Below are 15,549 nucleotides of genomic sequence, written 5' to 3'. Positions count from 1 at the left end.
AGGACATTGCAATGACCCATAGACAGACGCCTGTTCATTCCGGTTTCAGCGCAGCTTCGACGGCATCCGAGGTACTCGAAGGCCTCGATCTTTCCCGAACCACGGCCCTGGTAACGGGAGGGCATTCCGGCCTGGGCCTGGAAACCACTCGGGCGCTGGCCGGCGCCGGGGCACGGGTCATAGTGGCGGCCCGCGATCGCCAGGCGGCCCAGGCCCGGGTTGCCGGTCTCGCCAATGTCGAGGTGCATGGGCTGGACCTGGCCGACCTGGTGAGCATCAAGCGTTTTTCGGAGGCGTTTCTGGCGAGCGGCACGCACCTGGACATATTGATGGGCAACGCCGGCATCATGGCTTGCCCTGAAACCCGAGTGGGCCCCGGTTGGGAGGCGCAGTTCGCGACCAATCACCTGGGCCACCATGCGCTGGTCAACCGGCTCTGGCCGGCGTTGCAAGGCGGCGCCAGGGTGGTGATGGTGTCCTCCGCGGGCCATCACTCATCCGCCATTCGCTGGGACGACCCGCAGTTCGACCAGGGCTACGACAAGTGGCTTGCCTACGGCCAGTCGAAAACCGCCAACGCGCTGTTCGCCGTGCACCTGGACCGGTTGGGGCGCGAGCAGGGCGTGCGGGCGTTCTCTCTGCACCCCGGCATGATCGCCACACCTCTGCAGCGTTACCTGCCCAAGGAAGAAATGGTCGCCCTGGGCTGGATAGACGCCGAGGGCAATCCGGCGAACCCAGCCTTCAAGAACACTCGGCAAGGCGCCGCTACCCAGGTCTGGGCCGCGACATCGCCGAAGCTGGATGGCCTGGGTGGGCTGTATTGCGAAGACTGCGAGGTGGCCAGGCTCGACGAGAGCGAGCCGGCTTCGTTCGTTGGCGTAAGGCCCCATGCCGTCGATCCGGAACAGGCCGAACGTCTTTGGCGCCTGTCGGCCGAACTGACCCGGGTGGATGCCTTCTCATGAGCAATCGTCAAGTCATCCTGGCTGCGCTTCCCCAGGGCAAGCTGGGGCCTGAACACTTCCGTATCGAGGAAGCCGCGCGTCCAGTACCGGCCGGGGGCCAGGTGCTGGTTCGCACCCTGTACGTATCGCTCGATGCCGCCAGCAGGGCCTGGATGCAGGGCGCTACCTATCGGGCAGGCCTTGAGGCCGGCGAGGTCATGGCCGGCATGGCGCTGGCAGAGGTGATCGAATCACGCTCATCGCACCTGGTGATCGGCGACCTGGTGTTTGCCGAGACGGGCTGGCAGGCCTTCGCCGCGGTTACTGCCAACGGTCTGGTCAGGTTGCCGCGGATCGAACCACTGACGTATCTGCTCAGTATCTATGGCGTGCCAGGCCTGACGGCCTATTTCGGCCTGCTCGAATGCGGCCGGCCCAAGGCCGGTGACACCGTGGTGGTTTCCGCGGCGGCGGGGGCGGTTGGCTCGATTGTCGGGCAGATCGCCAGGCTCAAGGGCTGCCGTACGGTCGGCATTGCGGGTGGCGCCGCCAAGTGCGGCGTGCTCACCGGTGAACTGGGGTTCGATGCGGCGCTCGACTACAAGGCGGGCAACCTGCTCGACGATCTGCGCGCGGCATGCCCGGACGGGATCGATGTCTATTTCGACAATACCGGGGGCCGTATACTGGATGCCTGCCTGTCGAATATGGCGAACCATGGGCGAGTCGTCTGTTGTGGCGCCGTTTCACAATACGACGGCGGTGTAGCGGGCTCCGGATCGCTCGCGGTGCCGGGGATGGTCATTATCAAGAGCCTGACATTGCGCGGCTTCCTGCTGGCGGACTTCCTGGAGAACCGCGAGCAGGCGATGCTCGAACTCAAAGGCTGGGTCGGATCCGGCCAGTTGCGGGTGCGCGAGGATGTGCTCGAGGGGCTGGACAGTTTGCCGGCTGGGTTGATCGGTTTGCTGGGGGGAGAGAACGTCGGTAAGCGAATGGTGAAAGTCCTATGAAATCCGTTGTCACGACATCGAAGCTCGACATCGCCTGTCTCGAATGGAACCCGCAAGGCCGGCACACTGCCGTTTGGCCGTTTCCCCGGCCGTTCAATCCGTATTCGCCTTCACGCCTGGCATGACGCGCGCAAGGATTCAGTCCAGGCGTTCCGGGTAGGTCACCACCAGGTAGGCCACCGCTTCGCTGTCGGCGGGGTTGCGGTAGCGGTGCGGCTGGTCGGCGTAGAACAGGATCGAGTCGCCGGTGGAGAGCAGGTAGCGTTCTTCGTTGACGCTGATTTCCAGTACGCCCTGGGACACCACCAGGTTTTCCTGGACCCCCGGCCCGTGTCCTTCGGACTGGTCTTCGCCGAGCGGGCTCAGGCGCAGTTCGTAGAATTCCGATTGGCGCGCCACGTCGAAGGGGAACAGGGCGCGGCTGACAAAGGCGCCGTTGGCGCTGACCAGGCGTTTGCTCCGGCTCGACGGCAGCACCGCCACGCCTTCGAAGGCGCGGTGTTCGAGAAAGGCCGCGACCGACACCTTCAGGCCCTTGGCGATCTTGCACAGCACCTTGATCGACGGCACGCTGCGCCCGGACTCGATCTGCGCCAGCATCGCCCGGCTGACCCCGCACTGGCGGGCCAGGGCATCCAGGGACAGATGACGCTTGCTGCGCAGGCGTTGCAGGTTCTGCGCGACCCGTTCGCTGATGGGGTCTTCTTCCTGAGTTTCCAGAGGGGTCAAATCAAGGCCGGGTTCGTCGGCGCTCGCCAGAAAGCGCGAGGGTTCCTGGACGCTCACGCGTGGTAGGTCCTGGTCGGCCGGGCCGCCTGAACCCACTGGAACGCCTGGTAACCGGCATTGCGCGCGTACATCTCCCACATGGTCCGGGCCAGTTGCTGGGCCTGCTTGCGTTTGCGGAACTGGGCGAAGTCGATAACGTTGTCAGTCGGTTTCATAAGGCACTTCACTGTCGTGACCAATGGGCGGGATGAGCTGAGAGTACGTGGTTATTTTTATAACCATAAATACTGATTATTTATTTATTAATTCCTTTGTGTTCTTAAGTGCCGGGCCGTGGCAAAGCCCGCTCAAATCACATGGGCCTTGTGCAATTCGGTCAGGGCCAACGCCTTGAGGCGGGCCAGCAGCGGGTCGCGGCGGTCCCGCGGGTGGCTCAGTTGCACCGCCAGTTCCTGGCGAATACGGCTGGGGCGGTTGTCCATCACCAGCACCCGGTCGCTGAGGTACAGCGCCTCGTCGACATCGTGGGTCACCAGCAGCAGGGCGATGGCGTGACGCTCGGCCAGTTGCAGCAGCAGGTCCTGCAGTTTCATCCGAGTAAAGGCGTCCACCGCGCTGAAGGGCTCGTCGAGCAACAGCACCTGCGGCCGCGCGTACAGGCCGCGGGCGATCGCCACCCGCTGCGCCATGCCGCCGGACAGCGCCTTGGGCAGGGCCTGGGCAAAACCCGCAAGGCCGACTTCGTCGATCAGTTGCGCGACCCAGGCGCGGTCGTAATGCTCGTCGTCGCCAAAGCCGATGTTCTGTTCCACCGTCAGCCAGGGCATCAGCCGCGGTTCCTGGAAGACAAAGGCCAGGCGCTCGGTATGGCTGCGCAGTTGCCCCTGAAAGTCCTTCTCCAGGCCGGCGACGATGCGCAGCAGGGTGCTTTTGCCGCAGCCGCTAGGGCCCAGCAGGCTCACGGTTTCCCGCGGTTGCAGTTGCAGGTGGATATCGTCGAGGACGGTGGTGGCGGCGAAAGTCTTGCGCTCCACGTGGATGTCCAGCAGGGCTTGGGGCATGGCTCGATCCTCTGTGCGTTAGTCGTTGCCGCCTTGGCCATTGAAGGTGTCGCGCCAGGCCAGGAAGCATTTTTCCAGGCCGGCGAGAATGCCGTCGCTGAGCTTGCCCAGCACCGCGAGGACGATGATCGCCGCCAGCACGATGTCCGGCCGCGAGGTTTCCCGGCCGTCGCTGAGCAGATAACCCAGGCCCTTGGTGGCGGCGATCAGTTCGGCGGCCACCAGGAACATCCAGGCCAGGCTCATGCCGCTGCGCAAGCCAGTGAACAGGCCGGGCAGGGCGGCCGGCAGGAGAATCCGCCGCACCAGCCGGCGTCGGCCGAAACCGTACATGTGGCCGACCTCCACCAGCTTGCGGTCGATATCGCGAATCGCCGCCACGCCATTGAGGTACACCGGGAAGAAGGCGCCGATGGCGATCAGCACCACCTTCGAAGTTTCGTCGATGCCCAGCCACAGCAGGAGCAACGGCACCCAGGCCAGGCTGGGGATCGAGCGCAGGCCGGCGAAGGTCGGCTCCAGGTAAGCCTCGGCTTCCCGGCTCAGGCCGACCCAGGCGGCGAAGACCAGCGCCAGGCCGGCACCGATGGCAAAGCCCAGCAGCACCCGCAGCAGGCTGGCGCCGATGTGCTTCCACAACGCGCCTTCGGCCAGGTCGCCGAGGGTCAGGGCGATCTCGCTGGGGGCCGGCATCTGGTACGACGGCAGCCAGCCGATGCGCACCACGATTTCCAGCAGCAGGATGATCGCAACCGGCAGGGCCAGGCCCTTGAGGCGCAGGCGCCAGCGGGCGGGGTTGAAGCCTGGGAGTTTGCCCGGCGCGGACAGGGCCAGGCGGGTCGAGAGGTTGTTGCTGTCGCTGCTCATGGTGATTCTCCGGCAACGCCGAATCCGCGCCAGGCGCGGACTCGGTCATCGCCTGGGTGGTGGGTTATTGACGGGCCACGGCCTGCTTGACCCCGGTGTCGAGCAACTGGTCGATCACCTGGTCCACGTTCACTCCGCGGCGCACCAGTTCCTCGGACACCAGGATCGGCGCGGCGGCCTTGGAGGCCAGCACATCCTCGGCGCTCAACCGCGGGTTGCCGAGGTCGGTGCGCGACAGTTGCAGCCGGGCCACTTCCAGCGGCAGGCCGGATTCATCGGCCAGCAGCCTGGCCAGCTCGTCCGGGTGCTTGACCGACCATTCGCGGGCCTGCTCATAGGCGGCGAGCACGCTGGCGATGGTCTGCGGATGCTCCTTGGCGTATTGCTCGGTGACGCTGAGCACGCCGTAGCTGTTGAAAGCAGTGTTGCGGTACAGCAGGCGCGAGCCGGCCTGCACTTCGCTGGCGGCCATATGCGGGTCGAGGCCGGCCCAGGCGTCGACGTCGCCTTTCTCCAGGGCGGTGCGACCGTCCGGGTGCTGCAGGTGCACCAGTTCCACATCGTCTTTTTTCAGCCCGGCCTGTTGCAGGCTGCGCAGGGTGAACAGGTAGGGATCGGTGCCCTTGGTGGCGGCGATCTTCTTGCCCTTGAGGTCGGCGACGGTCTGGTACGGCGAATCCTTGCGCACCACCAGGGCGGTCCATTCGGCGCGGCTGTAGACATACACCGACTTGATCGGGCTGCCGTTGGCGCGGCTCAGCACCGCCGCCAGGCTGGCGGACGAGGCGAAGTCGACGCCGCCGCTGTTGAGGTATTCCAGGGAGCGGTTGCTGCCCTGGCTGAGGACCCAGCCGACCTTGGTCTGGGGCAGGGCCTTTTCGAGAAAGCCGAAGTGCTTGAGCACCAGGCTGACCGGCGAGTAATAGGCGTAGTCCAGGTGCACTTCGGCCGGCGGGCTTTCCGCGGCCTGGGCCAGGGGTTGCAGGCTCGAACTCAGGAACAGTGCAAGGGCGCAGGCGCTGAGCAGGTATCTGGCGCGGGCCAGGGGGAAGCGCAAGACGGGTTTCATGGATGGCTCCGGACAAGGCGGCGAGAGGGCAATGTTGTTATTTCCGCTGCTTATTTCAAAAGTCGCGGAAGGCAGGAACAAATCCTGTCGGAAAGGAATATTGCAGGCTCTGTGCCATAGCCGGGGAAGGGCGGTTTCGAGGCGTTGCCAACAGGAAAAAGCCTCTGGCGATGTTGCCTGGCCGACAGTCTGTTGCCGTGCTGTTGCTCCGCCAACAGCCCCGGTTGCGGATGCCAGAGCGGCTATGAGCTTATGCATTAACAGAATTTCAAAATCGGATTCTAAGAGCGTTATGTTCTAGAAAATCCGCTTTTCCAATCATCCAGGAATTTCCCATGACGCTCTCCCGACGCTTGCGCCGTCTGCTCTTCAGTACCCTGTTCGCGGCGCCCCTGGCCCAGTCCGCCGAGCCGCTGGTGCTGCAGGTCGGCGACCAGAACTACTACAACGTAAGAGCCTCGGTGGAGGCCTCGGGAGTGCTCGAAGGCGCGCCCTACCAGGTCGACTGGAAACACTTCCAGGCCGCCGCGCCCCTGGCCGAGGCGCTGAACACCGGCGCCCTGGACCTGGGCTTTCTCGGCGATTCGGGCTTTCTGTTCCTCGCCGCGAAGCAAGCGCCGGTGAAGCTGATCGGCGTCTCGCGGCAGAACCCGGACACCATCGCCTTGCTGGTGCCCAAGGATTCGCCGGTGAAGACCATCGCCGACCTCAAGGGCAAGAAAGTCGCCTACTGGCCCGGCGCCTGGAGCCAGCAACTGACCCTGCGCGCCCTGGAGCAGGCCGGCCTGCCGGAGGACCATGTCGAGTTCATCAAGCTGATGCCGATCGACGCCGCCGCGGCCTTGCCCCAGGGCAGTATCGACGCCTTCCCGGTGTGGGAACCCTATATCTCGCAGCAGATCCTGTTCTCCGGCGCGCGGCCGATCCTCACCGCGAAGAACCTGATGCCCGGCCTCAGCGCCATCGCCGCCTCGACCCCGGCCATCGACAACAAGCGCGCCGCCATCGCCGACTTCCTCGGCCGCCTGAAGCTGGCCCGGGCCTGGGTCGACAGCCACACCGACCAGTACGCCGACCTGTGGGCGAAAAAGGCCAACCTCGACCCGAACGTCTCGCGCCATTGGCTGCGCCAGGCGCACATGAGCGTCGGCCCGGTGGACCCGCAGGCCGCCGCCGACCTGCAAAGCACCGCGGACTTCCTGTTCAAGGTCAAGGCGCTGCCGGCGCCCTTGGCCACCGCGACTGTTGTCGACACTTCCTTTACCCAGGCCCTGAGCCAGTGACGCCTTGCCGGGGGCAGGTCACAGGCCCCGGCGCATTCAACGCCCTTCGTGCTGGCGCCGATAAGCCCCCGGCTGCACGCCCACGGCCTTGGCGAAGGCGCGGGTAAAGGCCGCGACCGATTGATAACCCACTGCCGCGCCGACCTGTTCCACGGTGTGGTTGGCCTTGAGCAACTGGCAGGCATGGCGCATGCGCAGCGCCAGCAGGACCTGGCCCGGGGATTGCCCGGCCAGTTCGTTGAAGCGCTTGAAGAAGGCCGAGCGCGACAGCCCGGTACAGGCCGCCATGCTTTCCAGGGGCCAGGGTTGTTCGGGGTGTTCGATCAACTGTTCCAGCAGCGCCGCGAAAGCCGGGTGCCGGGCCAGCGCCACCAGCCCGCCGAGGCCTTGGTTGTCGGCCACCTGCTGGCGCAACACATAGAGGAACAGCAGATGGCTCAGGCGCTCCAGCAGCGCCGAGGAGGGCGCGGGCGTGCGCTGGCACTCTTGCAGGATCAGCTCGAACAGGGCCCGCGCCGCACTCAGGGACGGGTCGCCGGCGCGCAGCACGATCCAGTCCGGCAGGCCGTCGATGATCAGCGACGACAGCCCGGACTTGAAATGAAAGAAGCCGCAGACCAGGCCCACGCCATCCTCGGCCTGATCTTGTGCGTGAGCGTCGAGCGCCTGCATGGCCCTGCGTGGCAGTTCAAGGGCGGCGCCATGCGCTTGGGCGCTGGACAGGCGATAGTCCAGGTCGCGCAGCAGGAACAGCGCATCCCCGGCATTCAGGCGCTGGGCCGGCTCCTGGCCCTCGATGTGCAGCCAACAATGGCCCTGCACGATCAGGTGGAAGCTGGCCCGGGCCAGGCCGTGGGTGCTGGCGTGCCAGCCGCCGCAGTAGCGGCCGACATGGAACAGGCTGGCGTCGAGTTCGAGGCTTTCTAATAACCAATCAACCAGTGGGCTGGACGAAATCATCTAATGGAAACACTCAGGAGCAAGTAATCGCTACTTTAGAATATGGATCGGAATTCTTATAACCAACAGACTGGCCGGACACCAACACAGCAGGAGTCCACCGCATGTCGCGCATCACTCTACACAGCCTGCAAAGCGCTCCCGAAGCGGCCCGGCCGTTTTTGCAGAACGCCCAGAACAACTCGGGGTTCATCCCCAATCTGCTGGGCATCCTGGCCAATGCCCCGGCGGCGCTGGAGACCTACGTTACGGTATCGGCGCTCAATGGCAAGGCCGAGCTGAGCCTGGCCGAACGGGAGGTGGTGCAACTGGTGGCTGCCACCACCCACGGTTGCGATTTCTGTGTGGCCGGGCACACTGCGGTGGCGCAGAACAAGGCCAAACTGCCGGACGAAGTGATCAGCGCGTTGCGTGAGCAAAGCCCGGTGCCGGAGGAAAAACTGCAGGCATTGGCTGCCTTCGCCGCCGAGGTGATCGCCACCCGCGGCAATGTCAGCGAGCCGACGTTCGCGGCGTTCAAGGCCGCCGGCTACAGCGAGGGCAATGCCCTGGAAGTGATACTCGGGGTGAGCCTGGCGACCCTATGCAATTTCGCCAACGTGTTCGCCCGCACGCCGCTGAACCCGGAACTGGCCAAGTACCGCTGGCAAGCGCCGCAGCAATGATGCAGCGGCTGGATTCAAGGCACGGCCGTTTGGCCGGTGCCGCGTAAAAAGGAGAAAACCACATGCTCAACCCCGCATTCAGTCAATGGCTGGACGCCGAGGCCCAGGCCCTGGATCTGGGCCACTGCGACCCACAGCAGGTGCTGGCGCGACTGGCCGAGGCGCAGGTGCTGCGCATCGGCATTCCGGCCGGGCAGGGCGGTAGCGACGGCGACCTGGGCGACGCCGTGGAGGCGGTGGCCGCGGTGGCCAGCCGTTCCCTGGCGGCGGCCTTTGTGTTCTGGGGCCAGCGGGCCTTTATCGAATACCTGCTGCACAGCCCCAACGCGGCCTTGCGCGAACGTCTGTTGCCGGACTTGCTCAGCGGCGAACTGGCGGGGGCCACCGGGCTGTCGAACGCCATGAAGTTCCTCTCCGGCATCGAGGCCCTGCAAGTCCGCGCGCAGCCACGGGCTGGTGGTTGGAATCTGAACGGGCGCCTGCACTGGGTGACCAATCTGCGCAAAAGCGGTTTTGTGGTGGCCGCGGCCATCGAGCACGAGCAGGGCGGCGCGCCCTTTATCCTGGCGATCCCCGCGGGCCTGGCCGGCTTGCAACGTTCCGAGGACCTGCAACTGATGGGCTTGCAGTCGAGCAACACCGCGGCGCTGGAACTGCAACAGGTCGAGGTCGGCCACGACTGGTTGCTGCACGAGGATGCCAAGGCCTTTCTGCCAGCGGTGCGCCCGGCATTTCTCGGCCTGCAATGCGGCATGGCCATCGGCCTGGCGCGGCGCGCGCTGGATGAAGTGCAGACGCACCTGCACAGCGGGCGTTCGATTCTTCGCGAGCCGTTGCAGGAGCAACGCCAGCAGTTGGAGGAGAGCGTCGCCGAGCTCAAGCGCGGCTTGCTGGAGGGGCGTTTCCTGACCCAGCCCGCAGCGCTGTTCCGGCTGCGCATCGCCCTGGCCGAAGCTGCCGCCAATGCCGTGCAGCTGGAGTTGCAGGCCAGTGGCGGCAAGGCCTACCTGAGCGAGCATGGCGGCGGTTTTGCCCGGCGCTGGCGCGAGTCGGCCTTCGTGCCGATCGTCACGCCGAGCCTGGTGCAGTTGCGCGCCGAGTTGCAGCGCCAGGCCCGGGACGCGGCGGCATGAGCGCGGCCTTGCTCGAAGCCCGGCAGATCAGCCTCGGCTACCCCGGTGAAGCAGGCTGGCAAGCGGTGCTGGAAGGCTTCGACTTGCGCTTGCAGCCAGGGGAGGTGGTGTCGATCCTCGGTCCCAGCGGCGTCGGCAAGTCCAGCCTGTTGCGGGTCCTGGCCGGCTTGCAGGCGCCCCACAGTGGTAGCGTCAGCCTGCTGGGCCAGACGCTGGACGGGCCGCATCCACGGGTGGCCGTGGCGTTCCAGGACCCCAGCCTGCTGCCCTGGCTGAACCTGGAACACAACGTCGCCTTCGGCCTCGACTTCGCTCGCCAGCCGGCGCTGGACGCCCGGCAGCGCCAGGCGCGGATCGACCAGGCGATCGCCGAGGTCGGCCTGCAGCATGCCCGCGGGCACTACCCGGCGCAGCTGTCCGGCGGCATGGCCCAGCGCACCGCGCTGGCCCGTTGCCTGGCGCGCCAGCCACAGGTGCTGTTGCTCGACGAACCCTTCGGCGCGCTGGACGAAGTGACCCGCGCCGACATGCAGCAACTGCTGCTCAAGGTGATTGCCGAGCACCGCACCGCGGCGCTGTTGATCACCCACGACATCGACGAAGCCCTGCTGCTTTCCGACCGAATCCTGCTACTGGGTAACAGCCCGGCGCGGACCCTCGGCGAGTGGCGCATCGACCTGCCTCAGCCGCGCGCCGAGCTGGTGGAAGAACTGGGCGCCCTGCGTATCGAGATTCTCAAAACCCTTCGGCGGGCGAGCCGCGCTGCACAACCCCAAGCCTTGCTGCCTCAGCCCGCACCTCTGTCTCTGTAGGAGCGAAGCTTGCTCGCGATAAAAATGTCAGTGCGGCGCAGGGTCCCAGACACCCCGTCAGCGTTGAGGTCATTCGCGAGCAAGCTTCGCTCCTACATAAGAGCCGGACGAGCCGGATGAGCCGCAAAAGGCGGTAATGGCCGGGTTCAACCCCTTGCCCGAATGATCGGAGATACACCATGTGCCTGGATGACTTCACCCACAGCCGTCGCGACTTCCTCAAACTCAGCGCCTTGCTCACCGCCGGCGGCGCCTTACCGTTGCTCAATAGCCTGCAGGCCCGCGCCGCCGCGGAGCCGGACGCGCCGGTGCGCATCGGCTACCTGCCGATCACCGACGCCACGCCCTTGCTGGTGGCCCATAACAATGGCCTGTTCGAGGCCGAGGGCATCCGCTCCGAGCGCCCGGTGCTGCTGCGCAGTTGGGCGCAGGTGATCGAGGCGTTCATTTCCGGGCAGGTCAATGTGATCCACCTGCTGTCACCGATGACCGTCTGGGCCCGCTATGGCAGCCGGGTGCCGGCCAAGGTGGTGGCCTGGAACCACGTCGGCGGCTCCGGCCTGACCGTGGCGCCGGGCATCACCGAGGTCCGGCAGCTGGGCGGGCAGGCGCTGGCGATTCCGTTCTGGTACTCGATCCACAACGTGGTGGTGCAGCAACTGTTGCGCGACAACGGCCTGACCCCGGTCAGCCGGCCAGCCAGCAGCCCGCTGGCGGCCAACGAGGTCAACCTGCTGGTGCTGCCGCCGTCGGACATGCCGCCGGCCCTGGCCAGCAAGCGCATCGCCGGCTACATAGTCGCCGAACCCTTCAACGCCCTGGCCGAGGAACTCAAGGTCGGCCGGGTGCAGCGCTTTACCGGGGATATCTGGCGCAACCACGCCTGCTGCGTGGTGTTCATGCACGAGCAGGATTTGAATAACCGCCCCGAATGGTCGCAGAAGGTGGTCAATGCCATCGTCAAGGCGCAGCTGTGGACCCGCGACCACCGCGCCGAGGCCGCCAGTCTGCTGTCCCGCGACGGCGCCAACCGCTACACCCCGCATGCGCCCCAGGTGCTGAGCCGGGTCCTGGCGCCGAGTGCCAGCGAACGCCAGCAGTACCTGGCCGACGGCGCGATCCAGCACGCCCAGTGGGACGAGCAGCGCATCGATTTCCAGCCGTACCCGTTCCCCAGCTACACCGAGGAACTGGTCAAGCGCCTCAAGGACACCCTGATCGAAGGCGACAAGGGCTTCTTGGCCAGCCTCGACCCGCAACACACCGCCCGCGATCTGGTGGACGAGCGCTTCGTGCGCAACGCCATCGCGTCGGTCGGCGGGCTCAAGGCATTCGGCTTGCCCGACAGCTTCGAACGCAGCGAGGAGTTCAGCCTCTGATGGCCAAGCGATCCGCATCGAACCTGCACGGGCTGCTGGGCGTGGCGGGGCTGCTGGGCCTGCTGCTGTTGTGGTGGCTGGGGGTGCGCCTGTTTGGCAGCGCCGACGGGCTGGCGGCGCGCTTTTCGCCGGCGGCGACCCTGGCCAGCCTGCTGGAACTGCTGGGCCGCGCCGAGCTGTACGAGCATGTGCTGGTCAGCCTCAAGCGCATCCTGGTCGGCCTGGCGCTGGCCTTGCTGGTGGGCGTGCCCCTGGGCCTGCTGATCGGCAGCTACCGCCATCTGGAGGCGGCCACCACCCCGGCGTTCCAGTTCCTGCGGATGATCTCGCCGCTGTCGTGGATGCCGGTGGTGGTGATGCTGATGGGGGTAGGGGACCAGCCGATCTACTTCCTGCTGGCCTTCGCCGCGGTCTGGCCGATCCTGCTCAATACCGCGGCCGGGGTGCGCCAGCTCGACCCGCGCTGGCTGCAACTGAGCCGCAGCCTCAGCGCCACCCGCTGGGAAACCCTGCGCAAGGTGATCCTGCCCGGGGTGCTGGGCCATGTGCTGACCGGCGTGCGCCTGGCCATCGGCATACTGTGGATCGTCCTGGTGCCTTGCGAAATGCTCGGGGTCAGCGCCGGCCTGGGTTATTTCATCCTCGATACCCGCGACCGCCTGGCCTATTCGGAACTGATGGCCATGGTCCTGCTGATCGGCGCCCTGGGCTTTGCCCTGGACAGCCTGGCCCGTGGTCTGCACCGGCGCTGGACGCACTTGCCGTAACGCCGCGACGGGCGCATTGTCAGTGGGAAGTCTGAAGTCATGCTGGCGTTCGATCCGGCGTTGACGCACTGGCGTATAGAGAAGCGGGCGCCGGTGGCCGGCGTGGGCGTCCAGCCTATCTGGAGGTGCGCCATGAGCCAGTATCAACGCTTGTTGCTGGTCATCGACCCGGCAATGCGCCAGTCCCCCGCGATCCCGCGTGCCGCTGCCCTGGCCAAGGCCAGCGGGGCGAGCCTGCATATCGCGGCCTTGCTGAAACCGGCGTCGATTCTTTCCCTGTTCGAGCACAACGTGCGCAATGAAGCGCGCGAACGTTACCGCCTGGGGCACCAGGAATGGTTGCAGGAGGAGGTGCATCGCCTGCGTGGCCATGGTGTCACGGTCAACGGCGAGGTGACCTGGGCCGACGACCTGCTGGAGGAAATCCTGCAGCACGTCGCGGAAATCCAGCCCGACCTGCTGATCAAGGACGTGCAGCACGAACCGGCGCTTAAACGCGCCTTTCTCACGCCGATGGACTGGCACCTGCTGCGCCAGTGCCCGGTACCGCTGTACCTGATGGGCCGCCACGGCCATACGTTGCCGCAAATGGTGGTCGCGGCGGTCGACCCGTCACGGCCGGAGTACCAGCACAACGGGCTCAACGACCGGATCATCCACGAAGCCAACAGCCTGGCCCTGCAATGCGATGCCGAGCTGCACCTGCTGCACGCCTATGACGTGTCGTCGGTCTACCTGGGCGATGCCGGAGGCGGTGGCCTGGTGCTGGCGGACCTGACCCGGGAACTGCGGGTGACCCTGGAAAAAGCCTTCCTGGAACTGGCCGAGCGTTATGGCGTACCCGAGGAACGCCGGCATTTCATCCTCGGACAACCGGTCACCGTGCTGGCCAACTTCGTCACCGAGAACCAGGCCGATGTGCTGGTCATGGGCCGCGTGCATCGCCAGGGCCTGGAGAAACTGGTGGGCAGCACCACCGAGCACGCGCTGTATCAGCTGCCCTGCAGCCTGCTGGCGCTGTAGCCGGGCGCCTTGGGAGGTGAGACATGAGCGAATATCCGTCATTGCAGATGACCCTGCGCAACCGTCAGGCCGCCGGGCAAGGGCTGGTCGCGCCGTTGCAGAAATACAGTCGCCGGCCCGAGGTGATCGTGCTGGCGTTGCCCCGGGGCGGGGTGCCGGTGGCCTGGGAAATCGCCCGGGCCCTGGAGGTGCGGCTGGACCTGATGCTGGTGCGCAAGCTTGGCGTGCCCGGCCATGAAGAACTGGCGATGGGCGCCATCGCCAGCGGTGGTATCCGCATCCTCAATCAGGACGTCCTGAGCAGCCATCACCTCGGTGATGCCGAGCTGCAAGCGGTGACCATACGGGAAACCCAGGAGTTGCAGCGCCGCGAACGGGTCTACCGTGGCGACCGGGCCGCGCCCGACCTGCGTGACCAGGTGGTGATCCTGGTGGACGACGGGCTGGCCACCGGCGCCTCGATGCACGCCGCGGTGCAGGCGACGCGCCTGCAGCACCCGGCGCGGATCGTGGTGGCCGTGCCCCTGGGGCCGCAGGAAACCGTCGACACCCTGAGTTTCGAGGTCGACGAGCTGATCTGCCCGATCACGCCCCTGTGGTTCGTGTCGATCGGCAATGGTTACGCGGACTTTGCCCAGACCTCGGACGAGGAGGTGATCGACCTGTTGCAGCGTGCCTGGCAGCGGCCCTGCGAAGGCGGTTCGGCATGAAGGCGCGGGCTGCCTGAAAGCGGGCGCTCCGGAACCAAAACCGCCGTTGCCCCTCCAAGCTGTGCCCGGCGCTGCGTGCAGGCCGGGCGAGGGATCCATGGGCGACGGATTTTTGCCATTGAGGTGACGACCGCAACGGTCCGGCACAGGGCAAAACATGAAACAAAGCTTCAAGCTTCTCTGCGCATTGTTGCTCGCCGCTGGTCTGGGCGGTTGCATCGCTGCCCCCATCGAAATGACCGCGCAGACCGAGCAACGCCTGCGCGCCCAGGCGCCGATCCGCTTTCTGTTGACCTTCGACGACGGCCCCAGCGCTTCCAGTTTCTACAACCCGACCGAACGGGTGCTCGACGACCTGCTCGACAATCCACTGCAACCGGCGATCAAGGCGGTGTTCTTCGTCCAGACCCGCGCCTCGCGAGCCGGCGGCAGCGACATAGGGCGGCGGATAATGGCCCGCGAGCACACCGAGGGCCATGTGCTGGGCTTTCATACCGCCACGCCGAGGCACACCAACCATCGCTCGCTCGACCCACCGGAACTGGAGGCGTCCCTGAACGACGGCAGCGCTGATATCGCACTGATCACCGGCGTGCCGCCGAACCTGGTGCGCCCGCCATTCTGGAACTACGACAAGCGCACCTTCGCCGCCTACCAACGGCATGGCCTGCATGTGTTGCTCACCGACCTCAGCGCCAACGACGGCAAGGTCTGGGGCTTCAACGCCAGCCCACGGCGCCGGGCCAATATGCTGCGCCAGCTGTCGGAAGTGCGCGAACGCATTGCCCTGGGCCAGTTGCCGACGGTGGACGGAGTGATCCCGGTGGTGGTGACCTTCCACGACCTCAATCGCTACACCGCCCGCCACACCCGGGAATACCTGCAGATCCTGCTCGACAGCGCCCAGGCCACTGGCCTTGCGACTGCGCCCAAGCCGTTCTACGACGATACCGCGGCGCTGCAACGGGCGGTCATGGCCCGTACCGTCACCAACAGCGAACAGCCGGTGCGGTTGCCGGGGCTGTGGAACTGGCTGTGGGACAGGAATTCCCATTGAGCAGGCGTGACCGTTCGCATTGGACAAGACATGACCGTCGGTCCGCCAGTGCCTCGCCAGGATCGAATAAAACG

General features: G+C 66.0%; 17 protein-coding genes. 11 read left to right on the top strand and 6 right to left on the bottom strand.

Annotated features, from left to right (window positions below; genetic code table 11):
* Nucleotides 1–11 precede the first annotated feature (11 nt).
* Entirely contained in the window at nt 12–968 is a 957-nt protein-coding gene (locus tag J4E58_RS24865; RefSeq protein ID WP_087090821.1) for an SDR family NAD(P)-dependent oxidoreductase, read from the top strand.
* On the top strand, nt 965–1,960 hold the full coding sequence (locus J4E58_RS24860; RefSeq protein WP_087090823.1) for an NADP-dependent oxidoreductase: 996 nt from the start codon (nt 965–967) through the stop codon (nt 1,958–1,960). The genes J4E58_RS24865 and J4E58_RS24860 overlap by 4 nt, the downstream gene beginning before the upstream one ends.
* Before the next feature lie 138 nt (nt 1,961–2,098).
* On the opposite strand, the gene J4E58_RS24855 is transcribed toward J4E58_RS24860, so the two are convergent.
* The 5 genes from J4E58_RS24855 to J4E58_RS24835 form a co-directional block, all read right to left on the bottom strand.
* Nucleotides 2,099–2,689 (bottom strand): helix-turn-helix domain-containing protein, encoded by a 591-nt coding sequence (locus tag J4E58_RS24855; RefSeq protein WP_370686823.1) that lies wholly within the window; start codon nt 2,687–2,689, stop codon nt 2,099–2,101.
* Nucleotides 2,690–2,742: 53 nt separating this feature from the next.
* On the bottom strand, nt 2,743–2,904 hold the full coding sequence (locus tag J4E58_RS24850; RefSeq protein ID WP_172962992.1) for a hypothetical protein: 162 nt from the start codon (nt 2,902–2,904) through the stop codon (nt 2,743–2,745).
* Between the two features lie 132 nt (nt 2,905–3,036).
* Complete coding sequence (locus J4E58_RS24845) at nt 3,037–3,750, bottom strand: ABC transporter ATP-binding protein (RefSeq protein ID WP_087090828.1); 714 nt, start codon at nt 3,748–3,750, stop codon at nt 3,037–3,039.
* Nucleotides 3,751–3,768: 18 nt separating this feature from the next.
* Entirely contained in the window at nt 3,769–4,617 is an 849-nt protein-coding gene (locus J4E58_RS24840; RefSeq protein ID WP_087090831.1) for an ABC transporter permease, read from the bottom strand.
* 64 nt (nt 4,618–4,681) lie between these two features.
* Nucleotides 4,682–5,686 carry an aliphatic sulfonate ABC transporter substrate-binding protein gene (locus J4E58_RS24835; protein ID WP_087090833.1) on the bottom strand — a complete coding sequence of 335 codons (1,005 nt, stop codon included), beginning with the start codon at nt 5,684–5,686 and terminating at the stop codon, nt 4,682–4,684.
* A gap of 335 nt (nt 5,687–6,021) precedes the next feature.
* Between J4E58_RS24835 and J4E58_RS24830 the strand changes: the two genes are divergently transcribed.
* The gene (locus J4E58_RS24830; RefSeq protein ID WP_087090835.1) at nt 6,022–6,969 is read left to right on the top strand and encodes an ABC transporter substrate-binding protein; all 948 of its coding nucleotides are present in this window, start codon (nt 6,022–6,024) and stop codon (nt 6,967–6,969) included.
* Nucleotides 6,970–7,005: 36 nt separating this feature from the next.
* On the opposite strand, the gene J4E58_RS24825 is transcribed toward J4E58_RS24830, so the two are convergent.
* Nucleotides 7,006–7,929 carry an AraC family transcriptional regulator gene (locus J4E58_RS24825; protein WP_087090837.1) on the bottom strand — a complete coding sequence of 308 codons (924 nt, stop codon included), beginning with the start codon at nt 7,927–7,929 and terminating at the stop codon, nt 7,006–7,008.
* A 104-nt stretch (nt 7,930–8,033) separates the two neighbouring features.
* On the opposite strand from J4E58_RS24825, the gene J4E58_RS24820 reads away from it, so the two are divergent.
* The 8 genes from J4E58_RS24820 (at nt 8,034) to J4E58_RS24785 (ending at nt 15,475) form a co-directional block, all read left to right on the top strand.
* The gene (locus J4E58_RS24820) at nt 8,034–8,594 is read left to right on the top strand and encodes a carboxymuconolactone decarboxylase family protein (protein ID WP_087090839.1); all 561 of its coding nucleotides are present in this window, start codon (nt 8,034–8,036) and stop codon (nt 8,592–8,594) included.
* A 62-nt stretch (nt 8,595–8,656) separates the two neighbouring features.
* A complete protein-coding gene (locus J4E58_RS24815; RefSeq protein ID WP_007929039.1) occupies nt 8,657–9,727 on the top strand; it encodes an acyl-CoA dehydrogenase family protein in 1,071 nt (356 codons plus the stop codon).
* Nucleotides 9,724–10,539 (top strand): ABC transporter ATP-binding protein, encoded by an 816-nt coding sequence (locus J4E58_RS24810; protein ID WP_087090841.1) that lies wholly within the window; start codon nt 9,724–9,726, stop codon nt 10,537–10,539. The genes J4E58_RS24815 and J4E58_RS24810 overlap by 4 nt, the downstream gene beginning before the upstream one ends.
* A gap of 179 nt (nt 10,540–10,718) precedes the next feature.
* Nucleotides 10,719–11,918 (top strand): ABC transporter substrate-binding protein, encoded by a 1,200-nt coding sequence (locus tag J4E58_RS24805; RefSeq protein ID WP_087090843.1) that lies wholly within the window; start codon nt 10,719–10,721, stop codon nt 11,916–11,918.
* Nucleotides 11,918–12,685 carry an ABC transporter permease gene (locus tag J4E58_RS24800; RefSeq protein WP_087090845.1) on the top strand — a complete coding sequence of 256 codons (768 nt, stop codon included), beginning with the start codon at nt 11,918–11,920 and terminating at the stop codon, nt 12,683–12,685. The genes J4E58_RS24805 and J4E58_RS24800 overlap by 1 nt, the downstream gene beginning before the upstream one ends.
* A 132-nt stretch (nt 12,686–12,817) precedes the next feature.
* Nucleotides 12,818–13,708 carry a universal stress protein gene (locus J4E58_RS24795; RefSeq protein WP_007929034.1) on the top strand — a complete coding sequence of 297 codons (891 nt, stop codon included), beginning with the start codon at nt 12,818–12,820 and terminating at the stop codon, nt 13,706–13,708.
* A gap of 23 nt (nt 13,709–13,731) precedes the next feature.
* Entirely contained in the window at nt 13,732–14,418 is a 687-nt protein-coding gene (locus tag J4E58_RS24790) for a phosphoribosyltransferase (protein WP_087090847.1), read from the top strand.
* Nucleotides 14,419–14,575: 157 nt separating this feature from the next.
* Complete coding sequence (locus tag J4E58_RS24785; RefSeq protein ID WP_087090849.1) at nt 14,576–15,475, top strand: polysaccharide deacetylase family protein; 900 nt, start codon at nt 14,576–14,578, stop codon at nt 15,473–15,475.
* Nucleotides 15,476–15,549 lie beyond the last annotated feature (74 nt).

The organism is Pseudomonas sp. FW305-25, assembly GCF_017351415.1.
GTDB lineage: Bacteria > Pseudomonadota > Gammaproteobacteria > Pseudomonadales > Pseudomonadaceae > Aquipseudomonas > Aquipseudomonas chlororaphis.
This window is presented reverse-complemented; position numbering and strand designations above follow the sequence as displayed.